The sequence below is a fragment of the Microbacterium sp. genome (assembly GCF_044340635.1).
Taxonomy (GTDB): domain Bacteria; phylum Actinomycetota; class Actinomycetes; order Actinomycetales; family Microbacteriaceae; genus Microbacterium.
This window is the reverse complement of the sequence record NZ_JBIITF010000008.1, coordinates 108342-128202: the sequence shown is the minus strand read 5'-3', so window position 1 is coordinate 128202 and position 19861 is coordinate 108342. Positions and strand designations below refer to the sequence as shown.

Below are 19861 nucleotides of genomic sequence, written 5' to 3'. Positions count from 1 at the left end.
TCCCCGGTGTGGATCCGTGGGCTCAGAAGTCCGCGTTCACGTAGTCCTGCAGCTTGTCGTCTGCCATGAACTCGTCGAAGATCTCGTCCTGCACGATGAATTCGTCGGACGTGATTCCGCTGAGATCGGTACCGAGTGCTTCAGCCTGCTCGAACTGGTAGTCGGTCAACTTCTTCCAACTCATTTCGGTGTCGTCGTTGAAGGTCAACTCCTGAGCTTCTTCCGCCGTAGGGAAGTATGTGGTGTCGGGAATCTGGCTCTTCAGGTCGTCTACCGTTAGGTTGCTGGCGGTGTCTGGGTTGAGCGTCTTCAGGATGATCGGGTACGCCTCATCCGGGTTCTCGGCCACGTAGCGAGCGGTGCGGTACCAGATGGCGGTTACGTCGATGAGCTGCTGATAGTTTTCATCCAGGTAGCCCTGGGTGACGTAGGCGTTGCTGTACCAGAGGCCGGGCGCTCCCATCTCTTCATCTTGGATCAGCACCTCGTAGCCCTCCATCTGGTCGACCAGTTTCACCGTCTGGGCGACCGCGCCCAGGTAGATGTCGCCGGTGCCCTGAATGAAGGCGGCCGCTCCCTGCGAGGCCTCGGCGAAGTTCTGCACGTTCAGATCGTCGTAGTTCTTGCCACCCTCATCCATCAGACCGGCAATCGTGGCGCGATAGCTCGACTCGGTGGTGAGGAGCGATTTGCCGACCATCTCTGCGACGACGGCTTCGCGGGCCGCGTCGGCGTCGCCAAGCTCGTCGAAATACTCCTGGTATGTCTTGAGTCCCGAGTCCTCGCGCACCACGAAAGCGAAGCCCTTGTACTGCGAGAGGCTGAGGAACACCCGCAGGTCTTGCTGCGAAGGCAGCTGCGACACCAGCGAACCGATCGCGCCCTGGGCGATGTCGATGTCACCTCGGGCGAGCGACTGGGTCTCGTTCGGCTCGAGCGGGTACTTAGTGAAGCTCATGTCGTAGCCGAGCTCCTTGTCGAAGCCCATCTCGTGCGCCACATAGAACAGGTGATAATCGAGGTACGGCAGCACTCCAACGCGCAACGGGGTGAGACCGCCATCCGCTGCGTCGGTCGAACCGGAGCCGGAGGCGCACGCGCCGAGGCCTGTGGCGACCGCAGCGACTGCGACCATGCCAACGGCGGCCCGAGTGATTCTGCGCCTGATATTCGTCATTGAACTCATTGCTTCTTTCCTTTGTGATTTGGTTGGTGAGGGTAGTCGCGATGGTTAGTGCTGCGTTCGTCCGGCCCATCGGGTGAGCCCCCTGGTGGATACCAGGACGAGGCGGTCCAGCAGGAACGCCAAGATCGTGTAGATGATGATGATGATGATGATTCCGTCGGTGTACAGATAGGCAGAGCTGTTGATCAACAGGTAACCGAGCCCGTCCTGGGCGCCGATGAACTCGGCGGCTACGTCGAGCCCGAACGATGCCGCAGCAGCCACGCGGAGCGCCCCGACGAGGTTCGGAACGATGGCTGGCACGACCACGGTGGCGAAGAGACGGCCCCGGCTGGCGCCGAGGGTGCGGCCGGCGTTCACGTAGATGCTTGGCACGTTTTTGATCGCCTCGGACGTGCTGACCACGAGGATCACGAAGCAGCCGAACGAGACTAGCCCGATCTGCGAGCCGTAGCCGATTCCGAACCAGAGCAGGAAGAGGGGAATGAGGGCGAAGATCGGCATCGGCCGGAGCGCGTTGACGATCGGCTCGACGCTTTCGCGCACCACCGCGCTGTATGCCATCAGGAGGGCGACTAGCACGCCGGCCGCGCATCCGATGAGAAAGCCGCCGAGAATGATGACAAGCGAGTAACCCAGAGCGCTCGGCAGCTGGGGGGCCATCTGCACGAAGCGGCTGACGAGGTCGTCGGGGCCCGGTACGAACAGCGGGTCGATGCCCACCACCTCGGTCACGAGGAGCCAGACCAGGATCAGTACTACGACTGTGCCGGTCTGCAACAGGATGCGGCGGGTGCGATCGCGCCGGGGGTTGGCGATACGGATGTCAGTGGCCATCAGCGACCATCTCCGCTCCGCGAATCAGTTCGCCGAGCATTCGGCGGTAGCTCTGGAGTGCCGGTTCGGTCCGCATCGTGGCGGTTCGGGGCCGGGGAAGGTCGATGGGAACGATACGGAGGCCGCCGCCCTTCTGCAGCACGAACACGCGGTCGGCCAGGAATGCAGCCTCTTCGAGATCGTGGGTGACGAAGATGATGGTTTTTTTCTTGGTGTCCCAGATCTGGAGGATGGATTCCTGGAGACCCTCCTTCGTCATGGTGTCGAGTCCGCCGAACGGTTCGTCCATAAGGATGGTCTCGGGGTCTCCCGCGAAAGCACGTGCGACGTCGACCCGCTTGCGCATGCCACCCGAGAGCTGGCCGGGGTAGGACTTACGGCGGTCGGACAGGCCAACGAGACGGAGGGATTCCTCGACAGCCCGCTCGCGTTCAGCCGCCGGCCAGCCGGCTGCGGCCGGCGCGTAGGCGACGTTCTTCTCCACTGTGTACCAGGGAAAGACGGCGTCGTCCTGAAACACGACGGCGCGGTCTCCACCTGGCCCGTTGATCTGCCGGCCGGCGAGCTCGATGGTACCGGCGGTGGGCGCGACGAGACCTGCGAGTGCGAAAAGCAGCGTGCTCTTGCCAGCGCCCGAAGGCCCGATGATGCAGATGAACTCGCCATCCTGCACCTCGAAGTTGACGTCGGCGAACGGTGTCACCGACTTGCCCCGGGTGGCGTAGGAGACCGTCAGTCCGGACACACTGAGCTTGTGCTTCGGCGGGATGGTGTCCTGCGGTATCCGTGGAGCAACAGACTCACTGCGGGGCATGATACCTCTCAACTTCATTGTCGGATTGAAAGACGGGTGCTCTCACAGGGGTCATCCGTCCGGCACTAAGAGTAGGCATCGTTCCCCGAAAAAGTCAAAATGGTGTTATTCTATCAAAATGTTGACAATGCGCGTTCCGCGAGAAGTATGGTTCCGGCTATGAACGAATCACCGCCGGTGCGAGGAAGCGCCGCGCCGCCGCCAGCGATTCTGCGTGCGGGAACGATCCTCGGCATCGTGGCGTCAGCCAATGGGGCACCGGTCAAGGCGACGGTGCTCGCCCGAGAACTAACGATCCCGCGCTCCTCGGCGGTGAACATCTGTGCTGCGCTGTTGCAGATCGGTTTTCTCAATCAGGGCGACAACGGCTACACGCTCGGGCCGCGGCTGGGCGATCTAGGGCAGTCGTACTTCGATACTTTCTCACCTGTGCGGGGCTTCACGGATTACTGCCAGTCGCTCACGCCGCCAATGTCGATGACGGTGCAGTTGGGTACGCTGGACGACTTCGACGTCGTGTACCTCGCGAAGCACGTGGGCGATCAGCCCTTGTCGATCGCGTCGCGCGTGGGCGGCAGGCTACCCGCGAACTGCACCGCTCTAGGTAAGGCAATGCTCTCGAGCATGAAGCGCCCGCAATTTGATCGTCTGGTCTCGCAGCGGGAAGAGCCGTTTGCGTCGTTCACGGCGAAGTCGCTTGTTACGTTGGCCGCACTCGAAGACGACATGGCCCTGTGTACCGAGCGCGGGTGGGCGATTGATGATGAGGAGACGACGCCGGGAATCGTGTGCATCGCGGTTCCGTTGTCGTCGGCCATTGACCCCGCGCGACCCTATGCGGTCAGCGGTTCGCTGCTCAAGAGCGCCGCTACACCGGATCAGATCGAGTTGGCCGTCGCCCAGTTGAGGGCCCTTGCGAGAGCAGTTGCGGGACGGTAAATGTCGGCCGGGAAGTGCGCGCAGGACCGCCCTCCGCCAGCACGCCTTCAGGCGCGACATCCGCGATCAGCGATACCGGCCCGCCGAAGGGCCCGATGTCCGAAAACATTGTCGCGACATCGCTCTCAGCGTCGGAACGCAGTTTGGGAGGTGGCTTCAGCGCCTCGTCCCGTACCTGATGAAGGTGGCGCCCCGCTCAGTGGTGAAGTTTCTCGACACAGTGCGAGATCAGCTGATTGTGATTATGCCGTGGTCAGTTCAGGGATCCCCACCGCCTCGGGTTCGGCGAACAGAAGCTTGATGGAGTGCTCGCTGAAGTAGCGGCGGTCGGCGCCGTCCCATTCGTCGTGCTGCTAGATCAGGCGGTGACCGCCCGCGGACGGTCGCGGAAGGCGGCGACGTCCTCGTCGAGGTCGGCGCAGACCCTCCAACATGCTTGCGAAACCGGGCCGCTTCTTTTTTGGACAGGCCGACGTGTCATCGTCCATGAAGATATCCGACGAAGGCACCCTCAGACCGAGCCGACTACACAGCGCCAGGCAATCGTCACGCTGTCGCTCGACACCCTCTCCTCGCCGGTGCGGTCTTCGCTGATCGCAGATACACCAGTACCTGCTCCAACATCCCGGCATGCCCGCCGTCTGCTTTGCTTCTCGGTCACGTTGATCGACACGTCCGACACTTCCTCAGATAGGTGCGTCGAAGGCACCAATTAGAAAGACTTCATGACAGGCATCCGCCGCCTTGTTGACAAGCTCTGGTCGTAGGCGACGACGGTGTGGAGCTAGAACTCGACGAGAGATCCTGAACTTAGGACCGTGCAGGCTGGCGAGTTAGCAAACGTTCCGTGTTTCACGTTCCGTGTTCCACGTTGCGTGGAACGCCGCTATTTGTGGAAGGCTTCGGAACGAAGCGGTCAGCGACCCGTGATTACGTCGTCGGTTCGCGTGCAGGCCCGGCTCTCCATCCATTCGAGGATGCCGGAGCGCTTGTAGAGGATCGTCTTCGCAGAGATGCGGTAGAAGATGGGGCCGCCACCGCGGTAGCGCAGCTGCGCAAGAGCCGCGCGTGTCATGTGCATCATCTGGGCAGCCTCATCGAGGTCGAGCCATTCATCCTTGGCATCCATCCTCTGACTCCTTCTGCGTAACCATGTCATCAATACGCACAAGCTAGAACTAGTTGCGTAGCTATGTCAATAGCGCGCACCGTGTGGCATCATGTCGATGTGAGCAAGCCGATCAGACTCTCGGGCCGCAGCATCCTGGTGCCGCCGGGCCTGTCGTTAAAGCCGATTATCGAAGCAGACATGCTCGTCGGCCGAGAAGACGTCGTCGGGCTCGAAGACGACGAGCAGGTCCGCGTCCGCCTGCGACTCGAATACTCCGGGGACGCCGGAAGGTACGAGATCGCCGAGTTCGCACTCGATCGGGGACAGTTGCCGCTCGAGATCGGTGGGTCGCTGCTCCGCACCGTTCGCGTTCACACCATCGCGCGACGCGCCATCGCCTACTCGCTGCCGCTGTGGACCATCGGCGTCATCATGCTCCGCGACAAACAGCGGCTCGGGATGCTTGAGGACTTCGCACCGTTGGAGCCCACGCATCCAGAGACCCTTCACCTCACGGCGTTGGTGTATCGCATCGCAGAGATCTCGAACGAGAATCCGGCGCTCGCTGTGGCCGAAACGATGGGGCTGAAGCAGCGGACGGCGACGAACTGGATCGCTCGCGCCCGTGCGTCGGGCTACATGACGACAGTCGTCGATCAGCCCGGCGCGCGACGCATCGCCATGGGCCTGATGGAGAAGATGGGAGTCGAGCCCGACATCTCCGACGAGGAGCACCAGGCATTTCTCGACTCACTGATAGGTCGCCATGGGAACGATTGAGGCCTACGAGACCGGAGCAGGCAAGCGATATCGCGTTCGCTATCGGACGCCCGATCACCGCCAGACCGACAAACGTGGCTTCCGCACGAAGCGCGACGCCGATCTCTTTCTCGCGACCGTCGAAGTCTCGAAGGCAACGGGGGAGTACATCGAACCGGCGCGGGCGCGCACCACGATCGCCGAACTCGGAGTCGGATGGCTCGAGGCCAAGCAGTCGCGGCTGAAGCCGTCGAGCTACAAGGCGCTCGAAGACGCATGGCGCGTCTACGTCCTGCCGCGGTGGGGAACCACTCCGGTCTCGGCGATTGCGCACAGCGACGTGCGAACGTGGGTCTCTCAGCTATCCGCGGGCACTGCGAAGACGAACCGGCGCGACCATCCGCGCACTCGTGCGCAAGGCGCGAGACCCAAGAGCGCAACGGTCGTGATCCGCGCACACGGGGTGCTCGCATCCGTCCTCGACATCGCCGTCAAGGATCGCCGCATCCCGCACAACCCGGCTCGTGGCGTCGATAACCTGCCTCGGAAGGGCAGGAAGGCGCATCGATACCTCAGTCACGAAGAGATCGAGCGGCTTGCTCTAGCGTCTGGAGACCACTCGACCGTCGTCTACCTCGCGGCGTACACAGGTCTTCGTTGGGGCGAGCTGACAGCGCTACGCGTCCGCGATGTTGATGCCCTGCGCCGGCGGCTCGCCGTGAACGAGAACGCCGTGCGCGTGGGTTCAGAGATCCACGTGGGTACGCCGAAGACGCACGAACTACGGTCGGTGCCGTATCCCGAGTTTCTCGAGCTGCCGATCGCGCAGTTGTGCGAGGGGAAGTTGCGCGATGCGATCCTGTTCGGTGACGGTCTCGACTATCTGCCGCGCCCGCGCGCCTCGGGGAAGTCGCGTTCATGGTTCACGACCGCGTTGGACGTGGCAGGCCTCGAGCGGATGACCGTGCACGACCTGCGCCATACGGCCGCATCGCTCGCGATCAGTTCGGGCGCGAACGTGAAGGCGGTGCAGCGGATGCTCGGCCACGCGTCCGCGGCCATGACGCTAGATGTCTACGCCGACCTGTTCGACGACGACCTCGACACAGTTTCTGCCTCGCTTAATGCTGCTCGGAACAGGGCTGTTTCGCGGCGTGTGTGACCGTTTGGTGGGAGGAGAAATCTACTTCGGTCGAGGTGGCGGGTACGAGTGACCCAACGCCGATCGGTGGCAGCGCGAGCATGTGCTCATATTGCAGTGTGACATCGAACACGGAAGTACTGGCGGAGCCCCGCGTCGGGTTCATCCACCTGCAGATCAATAATCCGATGATCGCGTGGCTCGCATACCGAGGGCTCTTGAGTTCGGTGGACGCGGTCGACTCGAGTTTCCTGTCGGTGTGGCAGGTCGCGACGTTGACGTCGGCGGTGAGCGAAAGCCCTGTCTTCTTCGATCGCGAAATGGCTCTCGAGAGAGCGAGGGCTAAGAATAATCCTGGTGCCGTATCTCGCTTGAGAGGGCTTTACATTTTCCCAACCCGGGAAGAGGCGGAACGGGCCGCCTTTGAGTGGGATGGGTTCCGCTCGGCATTCTTAGCGCCGGTCCGAGTCCGTGCGGGTAGCACGCTGTCCACGTACGATGCCGACTGGATCTCAAATTGGGCCGCCGACGGGGGCGCTGACAGTGCTCGGCGGTACGCAGTCGGCGAACCTCGCTCAGTAACGCCCCACTGGGAACACCTCGTCTCTGGCGAGGTCGAGCTTCATTCGATCGAGCTTCGTGAGCAGGCGTACGAAGTGGTGAAAGCGTGGTGGCCAGACTCCTTAGGTCTGCTCGAGCTCGGTCGCCTTGCGGCCGAGATCGATCTTCCTCTGGGGTACATTGCAGCTTTCCCGCTTGGCGATCCGCCTGCCGGTGAGGTGCGGGTGCGTTTCATGATGAACCTTGCTGATGCGCAGAATCCTGCCCTGCTCGCTTACATGGAGTCATTGCCCCCAGAGCGAGTCAACGGCACGGACCTTCACCGCCAACCTTGGTTGCTGCCAGACCTCCGGGCCCGCGAATTCTCCGTTCCCATTTCGCATTGGATTTGGTCCAGTCCGCGCTAACAAGGACCTCATCGACGGCCCAACTTCGTCATCCTGCTAGTGACTTGTCGAACTAGTCCAGCGGCGTCTGGCCTCTTGAGATGTGGGCAAAGTGTGGGCAAAACGCGCTTCGCCGAGAATGCGAGTGCCCGCGATCCGCGTAATTACGGGGATCTCGGGCCCTTCAAAATAGACGCGACGGCGGGAGTCGAACCCGCAACACGACCGGGTATGAACCGGTGCCCGGGACCACCCGGAACGTCGCGATATACCGCTACCGTAGCGGCCCTGACATCCTCCTGTCCGGTGTTTTACGCCCTGTTTCGGGATGCGACGGCGGATGACGCGAGCGCCGGCTCCGGCATCGTCGCACGCAGCGCATCGACGGAGACCGTGGGCACCGCGTCGAGCGGAAAATGACATGCCGCCTTGTGCCCGGCGCCGAAGTCGACGAGCTTCGGCTCTTCTACCGCGCACTTCTCCTGAGCCCGCGGGCAGCGCGTGCGGAACCGGCATCCCGACGGCGGATGCAGCGGCGACGGCGGCTCGCCCTTGAGCGTGACCGGGCGACGCGCTATGCCGGTCACCGGGTCGAGCCCGGGAATCGAGCCGAGCAGCGCGGACGTGTACGGATGCCTCGGTGAACCGTAGACGAGCTCGGCGGGACCGACCTCGGCGAGCTGACCGAGGTGCATGACCGCGACCTGGTCGCTGAGCTGCTTGACCGTGGCGAGATCGTGCGCAATGAACACGTACGACAGGCCGAGCTCTGCCCGCAACTTCTCGAACAGGTTCATGATCTGGGCCTGGATCAGCACGTCGAGGGACGAGATCGCCTCATCGCACACCACGAGCGCCGGATTCGTCGCGATCGCTCGGGCGATCGCCACACGCTGCGCCTGACCGCCCGAGAGTTCCAGCGGACGGCGACGCAGGTAGATGTCGGGGCTCAGTCCGACGAGCTCGAGCAGCTCCCGCACGCGGGCTCCCCGCTCGAGAGCACCCATCGTCGTGTGGCCGATGAGGGGTTCGGCGACCACGTCCTCGACGCGCCACCGCGGGTTCAGCGACCCGAACGGATCCTGGTAGACCATCTGAATGTCGCGGCGCGCGCGCTTGAGGTCGCGCTTGGACATCCCCACCAGGTTCTGCCCTTTGAACCAGACCTCGCCGGACTTCGGCTTCTCGACCTGGATCGTGGCGCGCGCGAGGGTCGACTTGCCCGACCCCGTCTCGCCGACGATGCCGAGCGTCTGCCCCACGGCCAGGTCGAACGAGACATCCGAGACGGCGTGGACGACGCCCGCCTTGACCCCGCCGGGTCCTTGGCTGACGTACTCCTGGACGACGTTGCGCACCGAGAGCAGCGGCCCGTCGTAGTCGGTCGATGACAAGGTCGTCATTTCGCCCCCTCGAGGTGCGGGTGCCAGCAGGCGTAGCTGTGGCCGGATTCGGCCTCGATGAGTTCGGGGCGTTCTTCGCACTTCTCGGTCGCCCGCGGGCAACGGGGCCGGAACGAGCATCCGACCGGCAGAGCCGACAGGTCGGGCGGATGGCCGCCGATGACCGGCAGCAGCGAGTGCGGGGGAGTGGACAGCTGGGGGATCGCGCCGAGCAGGGCCTTCGTGTACGGCATGCGCACGTTCCGGAACAGCACGTCCGTGTCGGCCTGTTCGACGATGCGACCGGCGTACATCACGTGGACCTCGTCGGCATAGCTCGCGGCGAGTCCGAGATCGTGGCTGATCAGGATGACGGCGGTGCCGAGCCTCTCCTGCAGATCGACCAGCAACTCCATGATCTGTGCCTGGGTCGTCACGTCGAGCGCCGTGGTGGCCTCGTCCGCGATGAGCACCTTCGGGTTGCCGGCGAGCGCGATGGCGATCATCACGCGCTGCCGCATGCCCCCCGAGAGTTGGTGCGGATACTCGTGGAAGCGGCGTTCCGCGGCGGGCAGACGCACCATCCGCAGCAGCTCGATCGCCCGCTCGGCTGCCTCTTTCTTGCCGATCTCGCGATGGTGCGTGCGGATCGCCTCGGTGATCTGATGCCCCACGCTCATGGTCGGGTTCAGCGAGCGTGCCGGGTCTTGGAAGACGACCGAGATGTCGTTGCCGCGCACACCGCGCAGCGACCTCTCGTCGAGGCCGACGAGCTCGCGTCCGTCGAGTCGTGCGGAACCCGTGATGCTCGCGCTCGGCGGGAGCAGGCCCATGAGGGCCCGCACGCTGACCGACTTGCCCGACCCGGATTCGCCGATGATGGCGAGCATCCGTCCGGCCTGCAGCTCGTACGAGATGCCGTTGACCGCGTGGACGGGCCGGGCACCCCGCGTGAAGGTCACGCGCAGGTTCTCGACCGACAGCACCGTCCGGGGTTCGGCGGTCGACGCATCCGGCGCCGCATCGGCAACGGTCGGCTCGGGCAGTGTTCTCATCGGCCGCTCATCTCGTCTCTGAGGTTCTCTCCGAGCATGTTGAAGGAGAGCACGGTGACCAGAAGCGCCAGGCTCGGCCACAGCACGAGGAGCGGCGTCGCCGACAGCGACTGCTGCCCCTCGAAGATCATGTTTCCCCAGCTCGGTGCGGGGGCGGGGATGCCCATCCCGAGAAAGCTCAGCGCACCCTCGGTGACGATCACGATGCCCATCCCGAGCAGCGCGAAGTTGAGCAGCTGCGGGATGATGTTCGGCGCGACGTGCCGGAGCAGCGTGCGGGTCGTCGTGCTGCCGCTGAGCTCAGCCGCCTGGATGAACGGCATGTTCACGACCCGGATGGTGGCGGAGCGGGCGATGCGGGCGACGGCGGGGATGCTGAACGCCGACAGCGCGAGGATCGTGTTGGGCAGGCTCGGGCCGAGGATCTGGGCGATGGCGATCGTCAGGACGAGCGAGGGGAACGCGATCAGCACGTCGAGCGCGCGCATGATGATCGTGTCGGCCTTGCCGCCCAGGAATCCCGAGATCGCGCCGATCGCTCCGCCGACGACGAGGCCGATGATGTTCACGGCGATCGCGACGAGAAGCGATGCCCGGCCCCCGTAGATCAGTCGTGAAAGCACGTCGTTGCCGTTGACGTCGGTGCCGAGCGGATGTCCCGGCGAACCCGGCGGCAGTCCGCTGTCGAGCACGTTCCCGCCGATCGGAGAGGGAAGGGGCAGGATCAGCGGACCGACGAAACAGAGGAAGAGCAGCAGGAACACGAAGCCGGCGGGTATGCCGACCACGAGCCGTCGCCGCAGCTTCGCCCACCGGGCACTACGGGGGATCCCTTCGACCGGTGCGAGAGCGACACCGATCGTTGCATCAGCGAGCGCCATAACGAACCCTCGGGTCAAGGACCGCGTACATCACGTCGACCACCAGATTGGCGAGGACGGCGACCGCGGCGAAGATGAACACGCAGATCTGCACGACGGCGGTGTCGCGAGACATCACGCCCTGCAGCATGAGCACGCCGAGCCCGGGCATCGCGAAGATCTGCTCGATGATCACCGTTCCGCCGACGAGTCCGCCGACGTTCAGGCCGACGAGCGTCAGGAGCCCGAAGGACGAGTTGCGGAACGCGTGACGCCACAGCACGTTCCACGGGCTCACCCCCTTGGCCCGCGCGGTCTCGACGTAGTCCGCCGAGTTCAGCTGTTCGACCAGGTCGCCGCGCAGGAACCGGGCATAGAAGCACGCGAGGGGAACGGCGAGCGCCAGCACCGGCAGCGTCACGGACCGCAGATTCATCAGCAGCCCGTCCTCGATCGGGACGTAGCCGATGGCGGGGAGAGCCCGCAGGACGACGGCGAACACCAGAACCAGCAAGAGCGCCATCACGTAGTTCGGCACGGCGAGCAGGGTCATGGAGATGACCATGACGATCCGGTCGAAGACGCCACCGGGCTTGCGGGCGGCCAGCAGAGCGACCGGGATCGCGATGGCCAGCGACACGATGAACGCCAGAACGACGAGCTCGACGGTCACGGGGACGCGCGTCGCGAGAAGCGACGATACGGACTGTCCGCTCACCGAGGATCGTCCGAGATCCCCGGTGACGAAGCCGACGAGCCACGTGAGATACCGCTCGACGGCCGGACGATCGAGGCCCATCTGACGACGGACCGCCTCGACCTCTTCCTCCGTGGCATCCATCCCCGCCTGGTTGCGGGCGGGATCGCCCGGGATCGCCTCGAGCAGGGCGAACACGAGGATGCTGATCGCCAGCAGCAGGGGGACGGCGACGAGAACGCGCCGTCCCACCAGCCGCGTGAGCGGAGAACCGAACACCCGGCCGAGGAAGCTCTGACGCTCCTCGGTCCGGATGCTCGTCGTCGTCTCGGTGACCGTCACTGGCCGCTCTCTACCCAGACCCGGTCGTACAGGACGCCCTGGTTGACGGACAGGGCCGGGATGGGTTCGTCAAGACCCGGTCCATGGACTCCCGTGCGCATCACCTGGGCGGGCGAGAACGCCATACCGAAGGGCGCATACGCCTCGTCCGAGATGTACTTGGCGATCTCTTCGTACTTGGCGGCGCGCTCGTCGTCGTCGACCGTGCCGATGGCTTCCGCGAGCAGTACATCCAGGTCGGTCGTCAGCTGACGCTGGATCGCGTCTGCCGCGGATGTCGCGCCCTCCGGCAGCGGAGCGCCGCTGAACGGCGACGTGGAGCCGAACCGCACCGAGACACCGATGCCGACCGACGGATCCCACGCTCCCGCCGTCTGCAGCATGGCCTCCCAATCGCCGGCGATGAAGTCGGTGATGACGTCGCCGAGGGGCTGAGCCTCGATCGTGACGTCGATGCCGGCCTCCTGCCACTGCGTCTGCAGTGCCGTGGTGACCGAGCGTGCCGTGACGATATCGGTCGTGCCGAGGTTGACGGTCAGACCGCCGAGCTCCTCCACGAGCGCCTTCGCCTTGTCGAGGTCGTAGGTCCGGTAGTCGGGAACCTCGGGGTTGTAGAACAGACCCCCCGACGCCGTGAACGACTGGCTCATCTCACCCTGGTCCTTGAAGAGACCGGTGTTGATCGCGGCGAAATCGGTGGCGTAGTAGATCGCTTCCCGGGCCCGGATGTCGTCGAACGGCGCGGTGCGTGTGTTGAGCTGCACGACATACGGCGACGTCGGCGTTCCGAGCACGACCTTCACATCGGGATTGTTCTCGGCCTCGGTGATGAGCGGCACGGAGCTCAGCCCCTCGATGACGTCGCCCTGGCCGGCGAGCAGTGTCTGATAGGCGACCTGGTCACCGGCGACCGACTGGAACGTGAGGGCGTCGAGATAGGGCAGGCCGTCCTTGAAGTACTCGGGGTTCTTCTCCAACTCGAGGCGCTCGTTGAGCTGATCGGAGACCACGACGAAGGGGCCCGCGCCGACCGGAGCCAAGCTGAACTCTTCGGCGCCGATCTCGGCGTATGCCGTCGGCGAGGCGATCAGGTTCAGGCTCGAGGTCGGGAACCCGTTCACCAGCGACCCGTTGATGGCGGTGAGCGTCATCGACACGGTCAGTTCGTCCTCGGCGACGATCGTGCCGAGCTGCCATTCGACCGTTGCGCGGTCGACGTCCTCCGGAAGTGCGGCCCAGAGGCTGTCCATGAACTCGGCGCTGAGATCCGGCGCGGTCATGGTGCGGTCGAGCTGAAGTTGAGGGGCCCCGGTGCTGCCCGAGTTCAGGGCGCGGATCCAGTTCCACACCACCGCCTCGGCATTCAGCGGGGTGCCGTCCGAGAAGGTCAGTCCGTCGCGGAGCGTGACCGAGAGGGTGAGCCCGTCATCCGACCACTCGTAGCCCTCGGCCTGATTGGGGACGATCTGTCCGCCGTCGCCGTCGGGCTCGAGGGTGAAGAGTCCGCCGAAGATCGCGGCGTTCTGGGGCAGGTTCGCGCCCACCGTGTTGCTCGTGGCCGGGTCGAGCCCCGTGGCCCACCCGCCCGCGAAGCCCGCGTCGAGCAGCACCGTGAGGTCTCCGCCGGGCGTCGGTTCGCCGGCCGAGCCGCCCCCGTCGGTACCGTTTCCGTCGGCGGTGCAGGCCACCGCCGAGATGGCGAGCGCGGCGGCCGCCGCAAGCGAGCCGATCAGCCGCAGTGCTGATCGCCCGCCTGTGCGTCTTGCTGTCATGTGAACACTTCCCTTGTGTAGGGCTGTGACGGCACTCGGTGATCCGTGGTCGTCATTGAGCCGGAACCAACTCCGACCTCACTCTCGCCCGTGGGTCGGGCCCGATCCACACCCCTTCCATCGGGCGGCAGAAACCACGAAACGCCCACCGGATCGACCAGCGCGGCGCACGCGAACATCCCCGCCGGCGCGAGGGCCGACGGGGATGCGTACGTGGTTCGGGGCTGCCCCTCAGGCGTGCTCGGGCCGGCCGAGCCACCGCAGCGCGTTCCGCCACGCGATGTCCTGCCAGTCGTCGTCCGGCAGCTCCATCGAGCGCAGGGTCTTCGCCGCGGGCTCTTCGCGCAGCATCGCCGGGAAGTCCGATCCCACGAGCAGTCGGTCCGCCCCGAGCAGGTCGATCAGGTACCGGATGGTTCGCCGGTCGAACACCATCGAGTCGTAGTAGAACCGGCGCGCAAGCTCCAGGGGCGACGGGCCGTCGTCCGGCATCACGGCCCGGGCGAGATCTTTCGGTTCTTCGTTCCAGGAGCCGCCCCAGAAGTAGTTGGCGCGCGGCAGCATCATGGCGAGCCCGCCAGCGGCATGACTGAAAGAGATCCGCAGATCCGGGCACGCGAGCGCGGTGCCGCCGAGGATCATGGATGCCGCGGCGAACATCCCCTCGATGCCCACCACGTAGGTGCCCATCGCGGACTTCGGCAACCGGTCCATCGGCGAGGGCATCGCGTGCACGAAAACCGAGAGCCCCAGACGTTCCGCCTGCTGGAAGAACGGCAAGAACTTCTCATCCCCGATCGAGCTGCCGAGGATGTTGGACGCGATCTCGACACCGGCGAGCCCCGCATCCTTCATCGCCGCCAGCTCGGCGGTCGCCGCATCCGGATCCTGCATCGGAACCATGCCGAGAGCGATCAAGCGCCCCGGATTGTGCGACGCGAGTTCGGCGGCGAACTCGTTCACGTGCCGCGCGAGCGAGAGCCCGTCGGCTGCCGGCAGGTCGTAACGCAACAGCGGCGGCATCGGGCTGACGACCTCGGCATCGACCCCGGACGCATCCTGGGCCTCGATGCGGCGCTCCGCCTCGAAGAAGACGTCCTTCGCGCGGAACGACATGGCCCCGAACTCGAGCAGGCGGTCGGTGCTGCCCTCGACGGCCTCCATGTGCGGGAAGCACTCGGGGGCGTCGCTCGGGTAGTCCTTCGGCAGCAGGTGGGCGTGTGCGTCGATGATCATGCGGTCACCAGTCCCGGGTGGACGGACACGTGGATCGCGGTCTTGTCGTCGGTCTCGCCGGCGAGCGTCTCGATCGCGAGGCCCACATCATCCAGCCCGAAGGTGTGGGTGTGCAGTTTCTCCAGCGGGAACCGGCCCGACTCGAGAAGCTGGATCGCCTTCTCGTTTGCGCCCGAGTCGACCCCGAACGCGCCCTTGATCGTGAGGCCGCGGTTGATGATCAGGTCGGTCACGATCGGGATCTCTGTGCGGCCCTTGAGCCCCGCCAGCACGACCCGGCCGCCGTGGCGCACCACGCTCAGGGCGTCGGTGACCGGCCCCGCCGCCATGGGCGTGAGATCCAGCGCGACATCCGCCATCCGGCCGTCGGTGATCTCGGTGACCGCCTCGACGATGTCGCGACCATTCGGTCCGTCGACGATCACGACGTGGTCCGCGCCGAGCTCGTGCGCGACGGCGAGCTTGTGCCGATCGGATTCCAGGCCCGTGATGATGACGGTGGATGCGCCGACCGACTTCGCCGCGATGACCGCCGCGAGCCCCCGCTGACCCGCGCCCAGGATCACGATCGTGTCGCCGAGCCCCACCTCACCCAGGTCGACGGCCCACCGAACCCCCGCGCCGAGCGGGTTGTACATCGCCGCGATCTCCGCCGGCAGCGTGTTGTCGATCTTGTGCAGCACCGAGTTCGGCGAGATGTACAGGTGCTCGGCGAACCCGCCCCACAGGCTCGGCTCGACGTCGATGCCCGTCACCCCGTGTCCGTATTTGCGGAAGCGGCACGCCTGGTACCGACCCGTCAGGCAGTCGTTGCACGCACGACACGGCACGATGACCTCGAGTGCGACGCGATCGCCGACCTGCACGCCCCAGCGTTCAGCGGCGCGCTCGCCGAGTTCTTCGATGATGCCCATCGGCTCGTGACCCGGGATGAACGGGTTCGGGTTCGAGCCCATGTGGCCGCGGTAGATCTCGACGTCACTGCCGCAGATGCCGTTGGCTTCGACGCGCATGAGTCCGTCGTCGGGACCGATCTGCGGGCGCGGGAACTCGCGCATCTCGATCTGGCGGGGGCCGGTCTGCACGGCGGCGCGAACGGATTCTGTCATGTGTCGTCTCGTCTCTCTCGTGTGCTCCTGGCGCTGGGCGGGACCGAGGTCACCGGGGGCGGGGGTGGGAAGTAGCTCGGGGGACCGCCGTCGACGGCGAGGATCTGGCCGGTGATCCAGCGGGCGCGGTCGCTCAGCAGGAACAAGGCGGCATGGGCGATGTCCCACGCCGACCCCTCGGTCTTGAGGGTCGTCGCGTTCCGCCGGGGCTCGCGCATCTTCTCGTCCATGTTCGCGGCGGCGAAAGACCCCCAGATCCCGCCGACCTCGATGCAGTTGACGCGGATGCCCTGCGGCCCGAGTGTCGTGGCAGACCCCTCGGTCAGGTTCTCGACGCCCGCCTTGGCCACGCAGTAGGGCATGCCCGGACCGCGCGCCCGCACGCCGACCGACGAGATGTTGACGACGGCGCTGCCGCGGGGAAGCACGGGCGCGGCGTGCCGCGTGACGTACCAGGCCGAGACGAGGTTGATCTGCAGCAGTTCCTCGAACCGCTCGGGTGTGACATCGAAGATCCCGGCGCGGTCGCCGCTCGCGACATTGTTGACGAGCGTGTCGAGGCCACCGAGTCCGTCCGCCGCCTCCGCGACGGCGCGCTCGCACTCGACGTCGTCGGTCACGTCCGCGACGACGGCGATCGCGTGCCCGCCCCGCGCGCGGATGCGCTCGACGGTGCGCTCCGCCGCCTCGGCCGAGCGATCCAGGACGGCGACGGATGCTCCGTGCGCGGCGAGCAGCGTCGCGATGGCGTATCCGACGCCCGGCAGGTCCCCGTTCTGTCCCGCGCCGGTCACGAGGGCGCGGCGTCCGGACATCCACTGCTCCCCGGCATCGGCGAGCGGGTCATCGAGGGGATTGTCGCGGTCGAGGTCGCTCACGCGTTCGGTGCCGGTCACGCGACGTCCCCCGTGCTTGGGACAGTGATCGGGAAGGATCGGCCCGACCAGTCGGCGAAGTAGCGCACCACCATCGAGATGCCCGCCGTCCGGGAACCGGCGACGGCGATCAGCATCTTCTCGGATGCTCCGGGCGCGAAGGTCGGCTGGAACCGATCCGGATCGACAGCGTCCGACGCGTCTCCGGGGGAGCGGACCCCCTTCTCGGATGCGTGATCCTTGCCGGCGCGCGCGAGTTGCTGGGTCGTCCGGCCGGATTTCTCGGCGAGCCAAGCGGCGACATCCGCCCGGGTGAAGCCGTTGTCGGCGAGCAGCCGTGCGTGTTCGGGGCAGAACACCACGCCCGCCATGGCGTGCCGGAAGATCCACGAACCCGACCGGCCGATGGTGTCGGCGAAATCCGACAGTAACTGCTCGGGGTCGGTCGTGTGGCGGTTGTCGATGTACTCGGACGTCCGCAGCAGGGTCGCCGTCACCGCGTCGCCCTCGACACCGCGGCTGGCGGCGAGGGGTTCCCACGGGGACTCCTCTTCGTTCTCGCCGATGCAGATCGCCCACCGACCCGGCAGTCCCTGTGTGGCCTGTTCGAGTTCGTGCGGATGGACGCCGAAGACGTTGCGGACAATCAGCCCGATCGCCCGCGAGACGGTGGCGTTGGCCCGAAAGCCCGGGCCGAAGACGCCGCCCGTGCTGTTGAACCCCAGGCGTTCGCGGATCGGACCGTTGACGATGATGAGCGGCGCCGGACCGCTCGTCGACTGCCAGCCGCCGCCCTTCGCGGCCCGTTCGTTCATGAGGGCCTCCCATGCGGCCAGCACGACGGGGAAGTACTCGGGCAGGCATCCCGCCATGGCGGCGTTGATCGCGGCCAGCTCGACGGTGACCGTGCGGTCGAGCTGAGGCATGTGGCCGATGACCTCGTCGCCCGGTCGCCCACCCGCGGCGAGGAATCGGTCGACGAGCGGTTGTGTCGCGGGAACGAGCGGAAGGCCATCCGACCATCCCTGCTCGTAGGTGTGCTCGATCGCGAGCTGCGCGGCGTCCGCGTCGAGGGTCGCCCCGCTCACGCGTTGCTCCCGACGAGCGACCCGACGACCTGGGGAAGCAGCGTGCGAGCGCGCTCCCGAACCTCGTCGGGTGTCAGCGACGCCATCGGGTGCTCGGTCGTGATCCATTCATAGTCGGGTGCCCCCTGCACCTCGGCCATCATGTGCCCCGTCGTCAGGAACGCATCCGTCAGCACGACGGCGGCGGGCAGCCCCGCACGCTCGAAGGCGATCCCGTCCGCCACGGCCGCGGCGCTGCACGAACCGCAGTCGCCGACTCCCGTGATCACGACATCGCAGGCGTCGGCGTATCGCCCGACGATCTCGGCGTCGACCGGAACCGAGAAGTTGGCCTTGGTCTCGACGATGGAGACGGATGCCGCGCCGTACTCGCTCGTGAGCAGTTCTCCGAGCTCCCGGAGGAAGAGGAGCGCGTTGTGCTTGGTGTTATCGAGAAGACCTACGCGCAGCCCGGTGAGGCCATCCGGCCGTCGTGCGAGCCCCGCGAGCGTCGCGGCGGTGGTGCGCGACGCTCGTCCGGTCGGATCGAGGATGGCATTGCTCATGGGGCGGTGTCCTTCCAGGCTGGATGAATCGGCCAGGCGTCAGATGTCGTGGACGATGACGCCGCGGATGTTCTTGCCGGCGTTCAGATCCCGGTACGCGTCGTTGACCTCGTCGAGCGCGTAGGTGCGCGTGACGAGCTCGTCGAGCTTGAGGTCGCCCGACCGATACAGCCCGAGCAGGTTGGGGATGTCGAACAGCGGATTGCAGTCGCCGAACAGGGCGCCGCGGATCTGGCGCTGGTAGCCGATGAGCATCCCGGCGTGCACGTGGACCGCCTTCTCGGCGAGGTGCCCGACCGCCGTGATCGTGACCTTGCCTCCCTTGCCGGTCATGACCACCGCGCGCTGCACGTCGTCTTCCGTCACGACCCCCGGCGTCAGGATGACGTGGTCCGCGAGCTGGCCCCACGTCGTTTCGACGACGAAGTCGTGTGCCTCTTGCGGGTCGGCGAACGTGTGCGTCGCACCGAATTCCATGGCCTTCTCGCGCTTGAAGTCGATCGGGTCGACCACGACCACGTTCTTCGCTCCCGCGTAGCGCGCGCCCTGGACGGCATTGCTGCCGACGCCGCCGGCGCCGAAGATGACGACCGTCTGACCGGCTCGAACCCCCGCCGCATAGACCGCGGAGCCCCAGCCGGTGGGCACGCCGCATCCGACGAGCGAAGCGATCTCGAACGGGATGTCGTCCGCGAGTGGCACGACCGCCCACTCCGACACCACCGCGTACTGCGAGAAGGTTCCGAGCGAGCAGAACCCGCCGAGGTCCTCGCCGTCCTTGTGGAAGCGGAAGGTTCCGTCGAGGAACATGCCGGTGCCCGCGTTGAGTCCCTTGACACACATGTTCTGGTGCCCTGTCGAGCAGGGGCGGCACGCCCCGCACGCGGGGATGTACGAACACACGACGCGGTCGCCGACCTTCACGCGGCGGACGTTCGGGCCGACGGATTCGACGATCCCCGCGCCCTCGTGGCCCCCGACGACCGGGAATCGCACGGGCGCGTCGCCCGCCGTGATGTGGTCGTCGGAATGGCACATACCCGAGGCCGCGAACGTGATGCGGACCTCGTGCTCTTTCGGGTCGTCCAGCTGCAGATCTGTCAGCTCCCACCCCTGGTGGGGTGCGCGGGCGATGGCGGCGTGTGTGGTGATGGTTGCCATGGGTG

19 protein-coding genes and 1 tRNA gene are annotated in these 19861 nt (G+C 66.0%); 4 read left to right on the top strand and 16 right to left on the bottom strand.

Annotated elements, in window-relative coordinates:
* Positions 1-22: 22 nt before the first annotated feature.
* From ACIQ0W_RS09175 to ACIQ0W_RS09165, 3 genes are all read right to left on the bottom strand, one after another.
* The gene (locus ACIQ0W_RS09175) at positions 23-1135 is read right to left on the bottom strand and encodes an ABC transporter substrate-binding protein (protein WP_396642474.1); all 1113 of its coding nucleotides are present in this window, start codon (positions 1133-1135) and stop codon (positions 23-25) included.
* 96 nt (positions 1136-1231) lie between these two features.
* On the bottom strand, positions 1232-2023 hold the full coding sequence (locus tag ACIQ0W_RS09170; protein ID WP_396642472.1) for an ABC transporter permease: 792 nt from the start codon (positions 2021-2023) through the stop codon (positions 1232-1234).
* Positions 2013-2837, bottom strand: a complete 825-nt coding sequence (locus tag ACIQ0W_RS09165) for an ABC transporter ATP-binding protein (protein WP_396642470.1) — start codon at positions 2835-2837, stop codon at positions 2013-2015. The genes ACIQ0W_RS09170 and ACIQ0W_RS09165 overlap by 11 nt, the downstream gene beginning before the upstream one ends.
* A gap of 159 nt (positions 2838-2996) precedes the next feature.
* Between ACIQ0W_RS09165 and ACIQ0W_RS09160 the strand changes: the two genes are divergently transcribed.
* Positions 2997-3776, top strand: coding sequence for an IclR family transcriptional regulator (locus tag ACIQ0W_RS09160; protein ID WP_396642469.1), 780 nt, complete (start codon positions 2997-2999; stop codon positions 3774-3776).
* A gap of 916 nt (positions 3777-4692) precedes the next feature.
* Here ACIQ0W_RS09160 and ACIQ0W_RS09155 read toward each other — a convergent pair.
* Complete coding sequence (locus ACIQ0W_RS09155; RefSeq protein WP_396642467.1) at positions 4693-4905, bottom strand: helix-turn-helix domain-containing protein; 213 nt, start codon at positions 4903-4905, stop codon at positions 4693-4695.
* Between the two features lie 99 nt (positions 4906-5004).
* On the opposite strand from ACIQ0W_RS09155, the gene ACIQ0W_RS09150 reads away from it, so the two are divergent.
* The 3 genes from ACIQ0W_RS09150 (at position 5005) to ACIQ0W_RS09140 (ending at position 7755) form a co-directional block, all read left to right on the top strand.
* Positions 5005-5667, top strand: coding sequence for a hypothetical protein (locus tag ACIQ0W_RS09150; protein WP_396642466.1), 663 nt, complete (start codon positions 5005-5007; stop codon positions 5665-5667).
* Entirely contained in the window at positions 5654-6808 is a 1155-nt protein-coding gene (locus ACIQ0W_RS09145) for a tyrosine-type recombinase/integrase (protein WP_396642464.1), read from the top strand. Before ACIQ0W_RS09150 ends, ACIQ0W_RS09145 begins: the two co-directional genes overlap by 14 nt.
* Before the next feature lie 98 nt (positions 6809-6906).
* Positions 6907-7755 (top strand): hypothetical protein, encoded by an 849-nt coding sequence (locus ACIQ0W_RS09140; RefSeq protein ID WP_396642463.1) that lies wholly within the window; start codon positions 6907-6909, stop codon positions 7753-7755.
* A 172-nt stretch (positions 7756-7927) separates the two neighbouring features.
* On the opposite strand, the gene ACIQ0W_RS09135 is transcribed toward ACIQ0W_RS09140, so the two are convergent.
* The 12 genes from ACIQ0W_RS09135 to ACIQ0W_RS09080 all read right to left on the bottom strand — a co-directional run bounded on the left by ACIQ0W_RS09135 (position 7928) and on the right by ACIQ0W_RS09080 (position 19856).
* Positions 7928-8000 (bottom strand) — tRNA-Met (locus tag ACIQ0W_RS09135).
* Between the two features lie 45 nt (positions 8001-8045).
* Positions 8046-9137 (bottom strand): ABC transporter ATP-binding protein, encoded by a 1092-nt coding sequence (locus tag ACIQ0W_RS09130; protein ID WP_396642462.1) that lies wholly within the window; start codon positions 9135-9137, stop codon positions 8046-8048.
* Positions 9134-10171: an ABC transporter ATP-binding protein gene (locus ACIQ0W_RS09125; RefSeq protein WP_396642461.1), complete on the bottom strand. Its 1038-nt coding sequence runs from the start codon at positions 10169-10171 to the stop codon at positions 9134-9136. The genes ACIQ0W_RS09130 and ACIQ0W_RS09125 overlap by 4 nt, the downstream gene beginning before the upstream one ends.
* The gene (locus tag ACIQ0W_RS09120) at positions 10168-11052 is read right to left on the bottom strand and encodes an ABC transporter permease (protein ID WP_396642460.1); all 885 of its coding nucleotides are present in this window, start codon (positions 11050-11052) and stop codon (positions 10168-10170) included. Before ACIQ0W_RS09120 ends, ACIQ0W_RS09125 begins: the two co-directional genes overlap by 4 nt.
* Entirely contained in the window at positions 11039-12070 is a 1032-nt protein-coding gene (locus ACIQ0W_RS09115) for an ABC transporter permease (RefSeq protein ID WP_396642459.1), read from the bottom strand. The genes ACIQ0W_RS09120 and ACIQ0W_RS09115 overlap by 14 nt, the downstream gene beginning before the upstream one ends.
* On the bottom strand, positions 12067-13842 hold the full coding sequence (locus ACIQ0W_RS09110; protein ID WP_396642458.1) for an ABC transporter substrate-binding protein: 1776 nt from the start codon (positions 13840-13842) through the stop codon (positions 12067-12069). The genes ACIQ0W_RS09115 and ACIQ0W_RS09110 overlap by 4 nt, the downstream gene beginning before the upstream one ends.
* 231 nt (positions 13843-14073) lie before the next feature.
* Positions 14074-15078 (bottom strand): amidohydrolase family protein, encoded by a 1005-nt coding sequence (locus ACIQ0W_RS09105; protein WP_396642457.1) that lies wholly within the window; start codon positions 15076-15078, stop codon positions 14074-14076.
* On the bottom strand, positions 15075-16187 hold the full coding sequence (locus ACIQ0W_RS09100) for a zinc-binding dehydrogenase (RefSeq protein WP_396642456.1): 1113 nt from the start codon (positions 16185-16187) through the stop codon (positions 15075-15077). Before ACIQ0W_RS09100 ends, ACIQ0W_RS09105 begins: the two co-directional genes overlap by 4 nt.
* Positions 16184-17083, bottom strand: coding sequence for an SDR family NAD(P)-dependent oxidoreductase (locus ACIQ0W_RS09095; protein WP_396642455.1), 900 nt, complete (start codon positions 17081-17083; stop codon positions 16184-16186). Before ACIQ0W_RS09095 ends, ACIQ0W_RS09100 begins: the two co-directional genes overlap by 4 nt.
* Positions 17080-18150, bottom strand: coding sequence for a hypothetical protein (locus ACIQ0W_RS09090; protein WP_396642454.1), 1071 nt, complete (start codon positions 18148-18150; stop codon positions 17080-17082). Before ACIQ0W_RS09090 ends, ACIQ0W_RS09095 begins: the two co-directional genes overlap by 4 nt.
* Positions 18147-18695, bottom strand: coding sequence for a UGSC family (seleno)protein (locus ACIQ0W_RS09085; RefSeq protein WP_396642453.1), 549 nt, complete (start codon positions 18693-18695; stop codon positions 18147-18149). The genes ACIQ0W_RS09090 and ACIQ0W_RS09085 overlap by 4 nt, the downstream gene beginning before the upstream one ends.
* Before the next feature lie 39 nt (positions 18696-18734).
* Complete coding sequence (locus ACIQ0W_RS09080; protein WP_396642452.1) at positions 18735-19856, bottom strand: NDMA-dependent alcohol dehydrogenase; 1122 nt, start codon at positions 19854-19856, stop codon at positions 18735-18737.
* Positions 19857-19861: the final 5 nt, after the last annotated feature.

Bases quoted from the DNA above. Each gene is read 5' to 3' on its own strand.
- ACIQ0W_RS09155 (WP_396642467.1), bottom strand. From the start codon at position 4,905: ATGGATGCCAAGGATGAATGGCTCGACCTCGATGAGGCTGCCCAGATG.
- ACIQ0W_RS09080 (WP_396642452.1), bottom strand. From the start codon at position 19,856: ATGGCAACCATCACCACACACGCCGCCATCGCCCGCGCACCCCACCAG.
- ACIQ0W_RS09100 (WP_396642456.1), bottom strand. From the start codon at position 16,187: ATGACAGAATCCGTTCGCGCCGCCGTGCAGACCGGCCCCCGCCAGATC.
- ACIQ0W_RS09120 (WP_396642460.1), bottom strand. From the start codon at position 11,052: ATGGCGCTCGCTGATGCAACGATCGGTGTCGCTCTCGCACCGGTCGAA.
- ACIQ0W_RS09145 (WP_396642464.1), top strand. From the start codon at position 5,654: ATGGGAACGATTGAGGCCTACGAGACCGGAGCAGGCAAGCGATATCGC.
- ACIQ0W_RS09160 (WP_396642469.1), top strand. From the start codon at position 2,997: ATGAACGAATCACCGCCGGTGCGAGGAAGCGCCGCGCCGCCGCCAGCG.
- ACIQ0W_RS09175 (WP_396642474.1), bottom strand. From the start codon at position 1,135: ATGGTCGCAGTCGCTGCGGTCGCCACAGGCCTCGGCGCGTGCGCCTCC.
- ACIQ0W_RS09110 (WP_396642458.1), bottom strand. From the start codon at position 13,842: ATGACAGCAAGACGCACAGGCGGGCGATCAGCACTGCGGCTGATCGGC.
- ACIQ0W_RS09085 (WP_396642453.1), bottom strand. From the start codon at position 18,695: ATGAGCAATGCCATCCTCGATCCGACCGGACGAGCGTCGCGCACCACC.
- ACIQ0W_RS09130 (WP_396642462.1), bottom strand. From the start codon at position 9,137: ATGACGACCTTGTCATCGACCGACTACGACGGGCCGCTGCTCTCGGTG.
- ACIQ0W_RS09165 (WP_396642470.1), bottom strand. From the start codon at position 2,837: ATGCCCCGCAGTGAGTCTGTTGCTCCACGGATACCGCAGGACACCATC.
- ACIQ0W_RS09105 (WP_396642457.1), bottom strand. From the start codon at position 15,078: ATGATCATCGACGCACACGCCCACCTGCTGCCGAAGGACTACCCGAGC.
- ACIQ0W_RS09125 (WP_396642461.1), bottom strand. From the start codon at position 10,171: ATGAGAACACTGCCCGAGCCGACCGTTGCCGATGCGGCGCCGGATGCG.
- ACIQ0W_RS09170 (WP_396642472.1), bottom strand. From the start codon at position 2,023: ATGGCCACTGACATCCGTATCGCCAACCCCCGGCGCGATCGCACCCGC.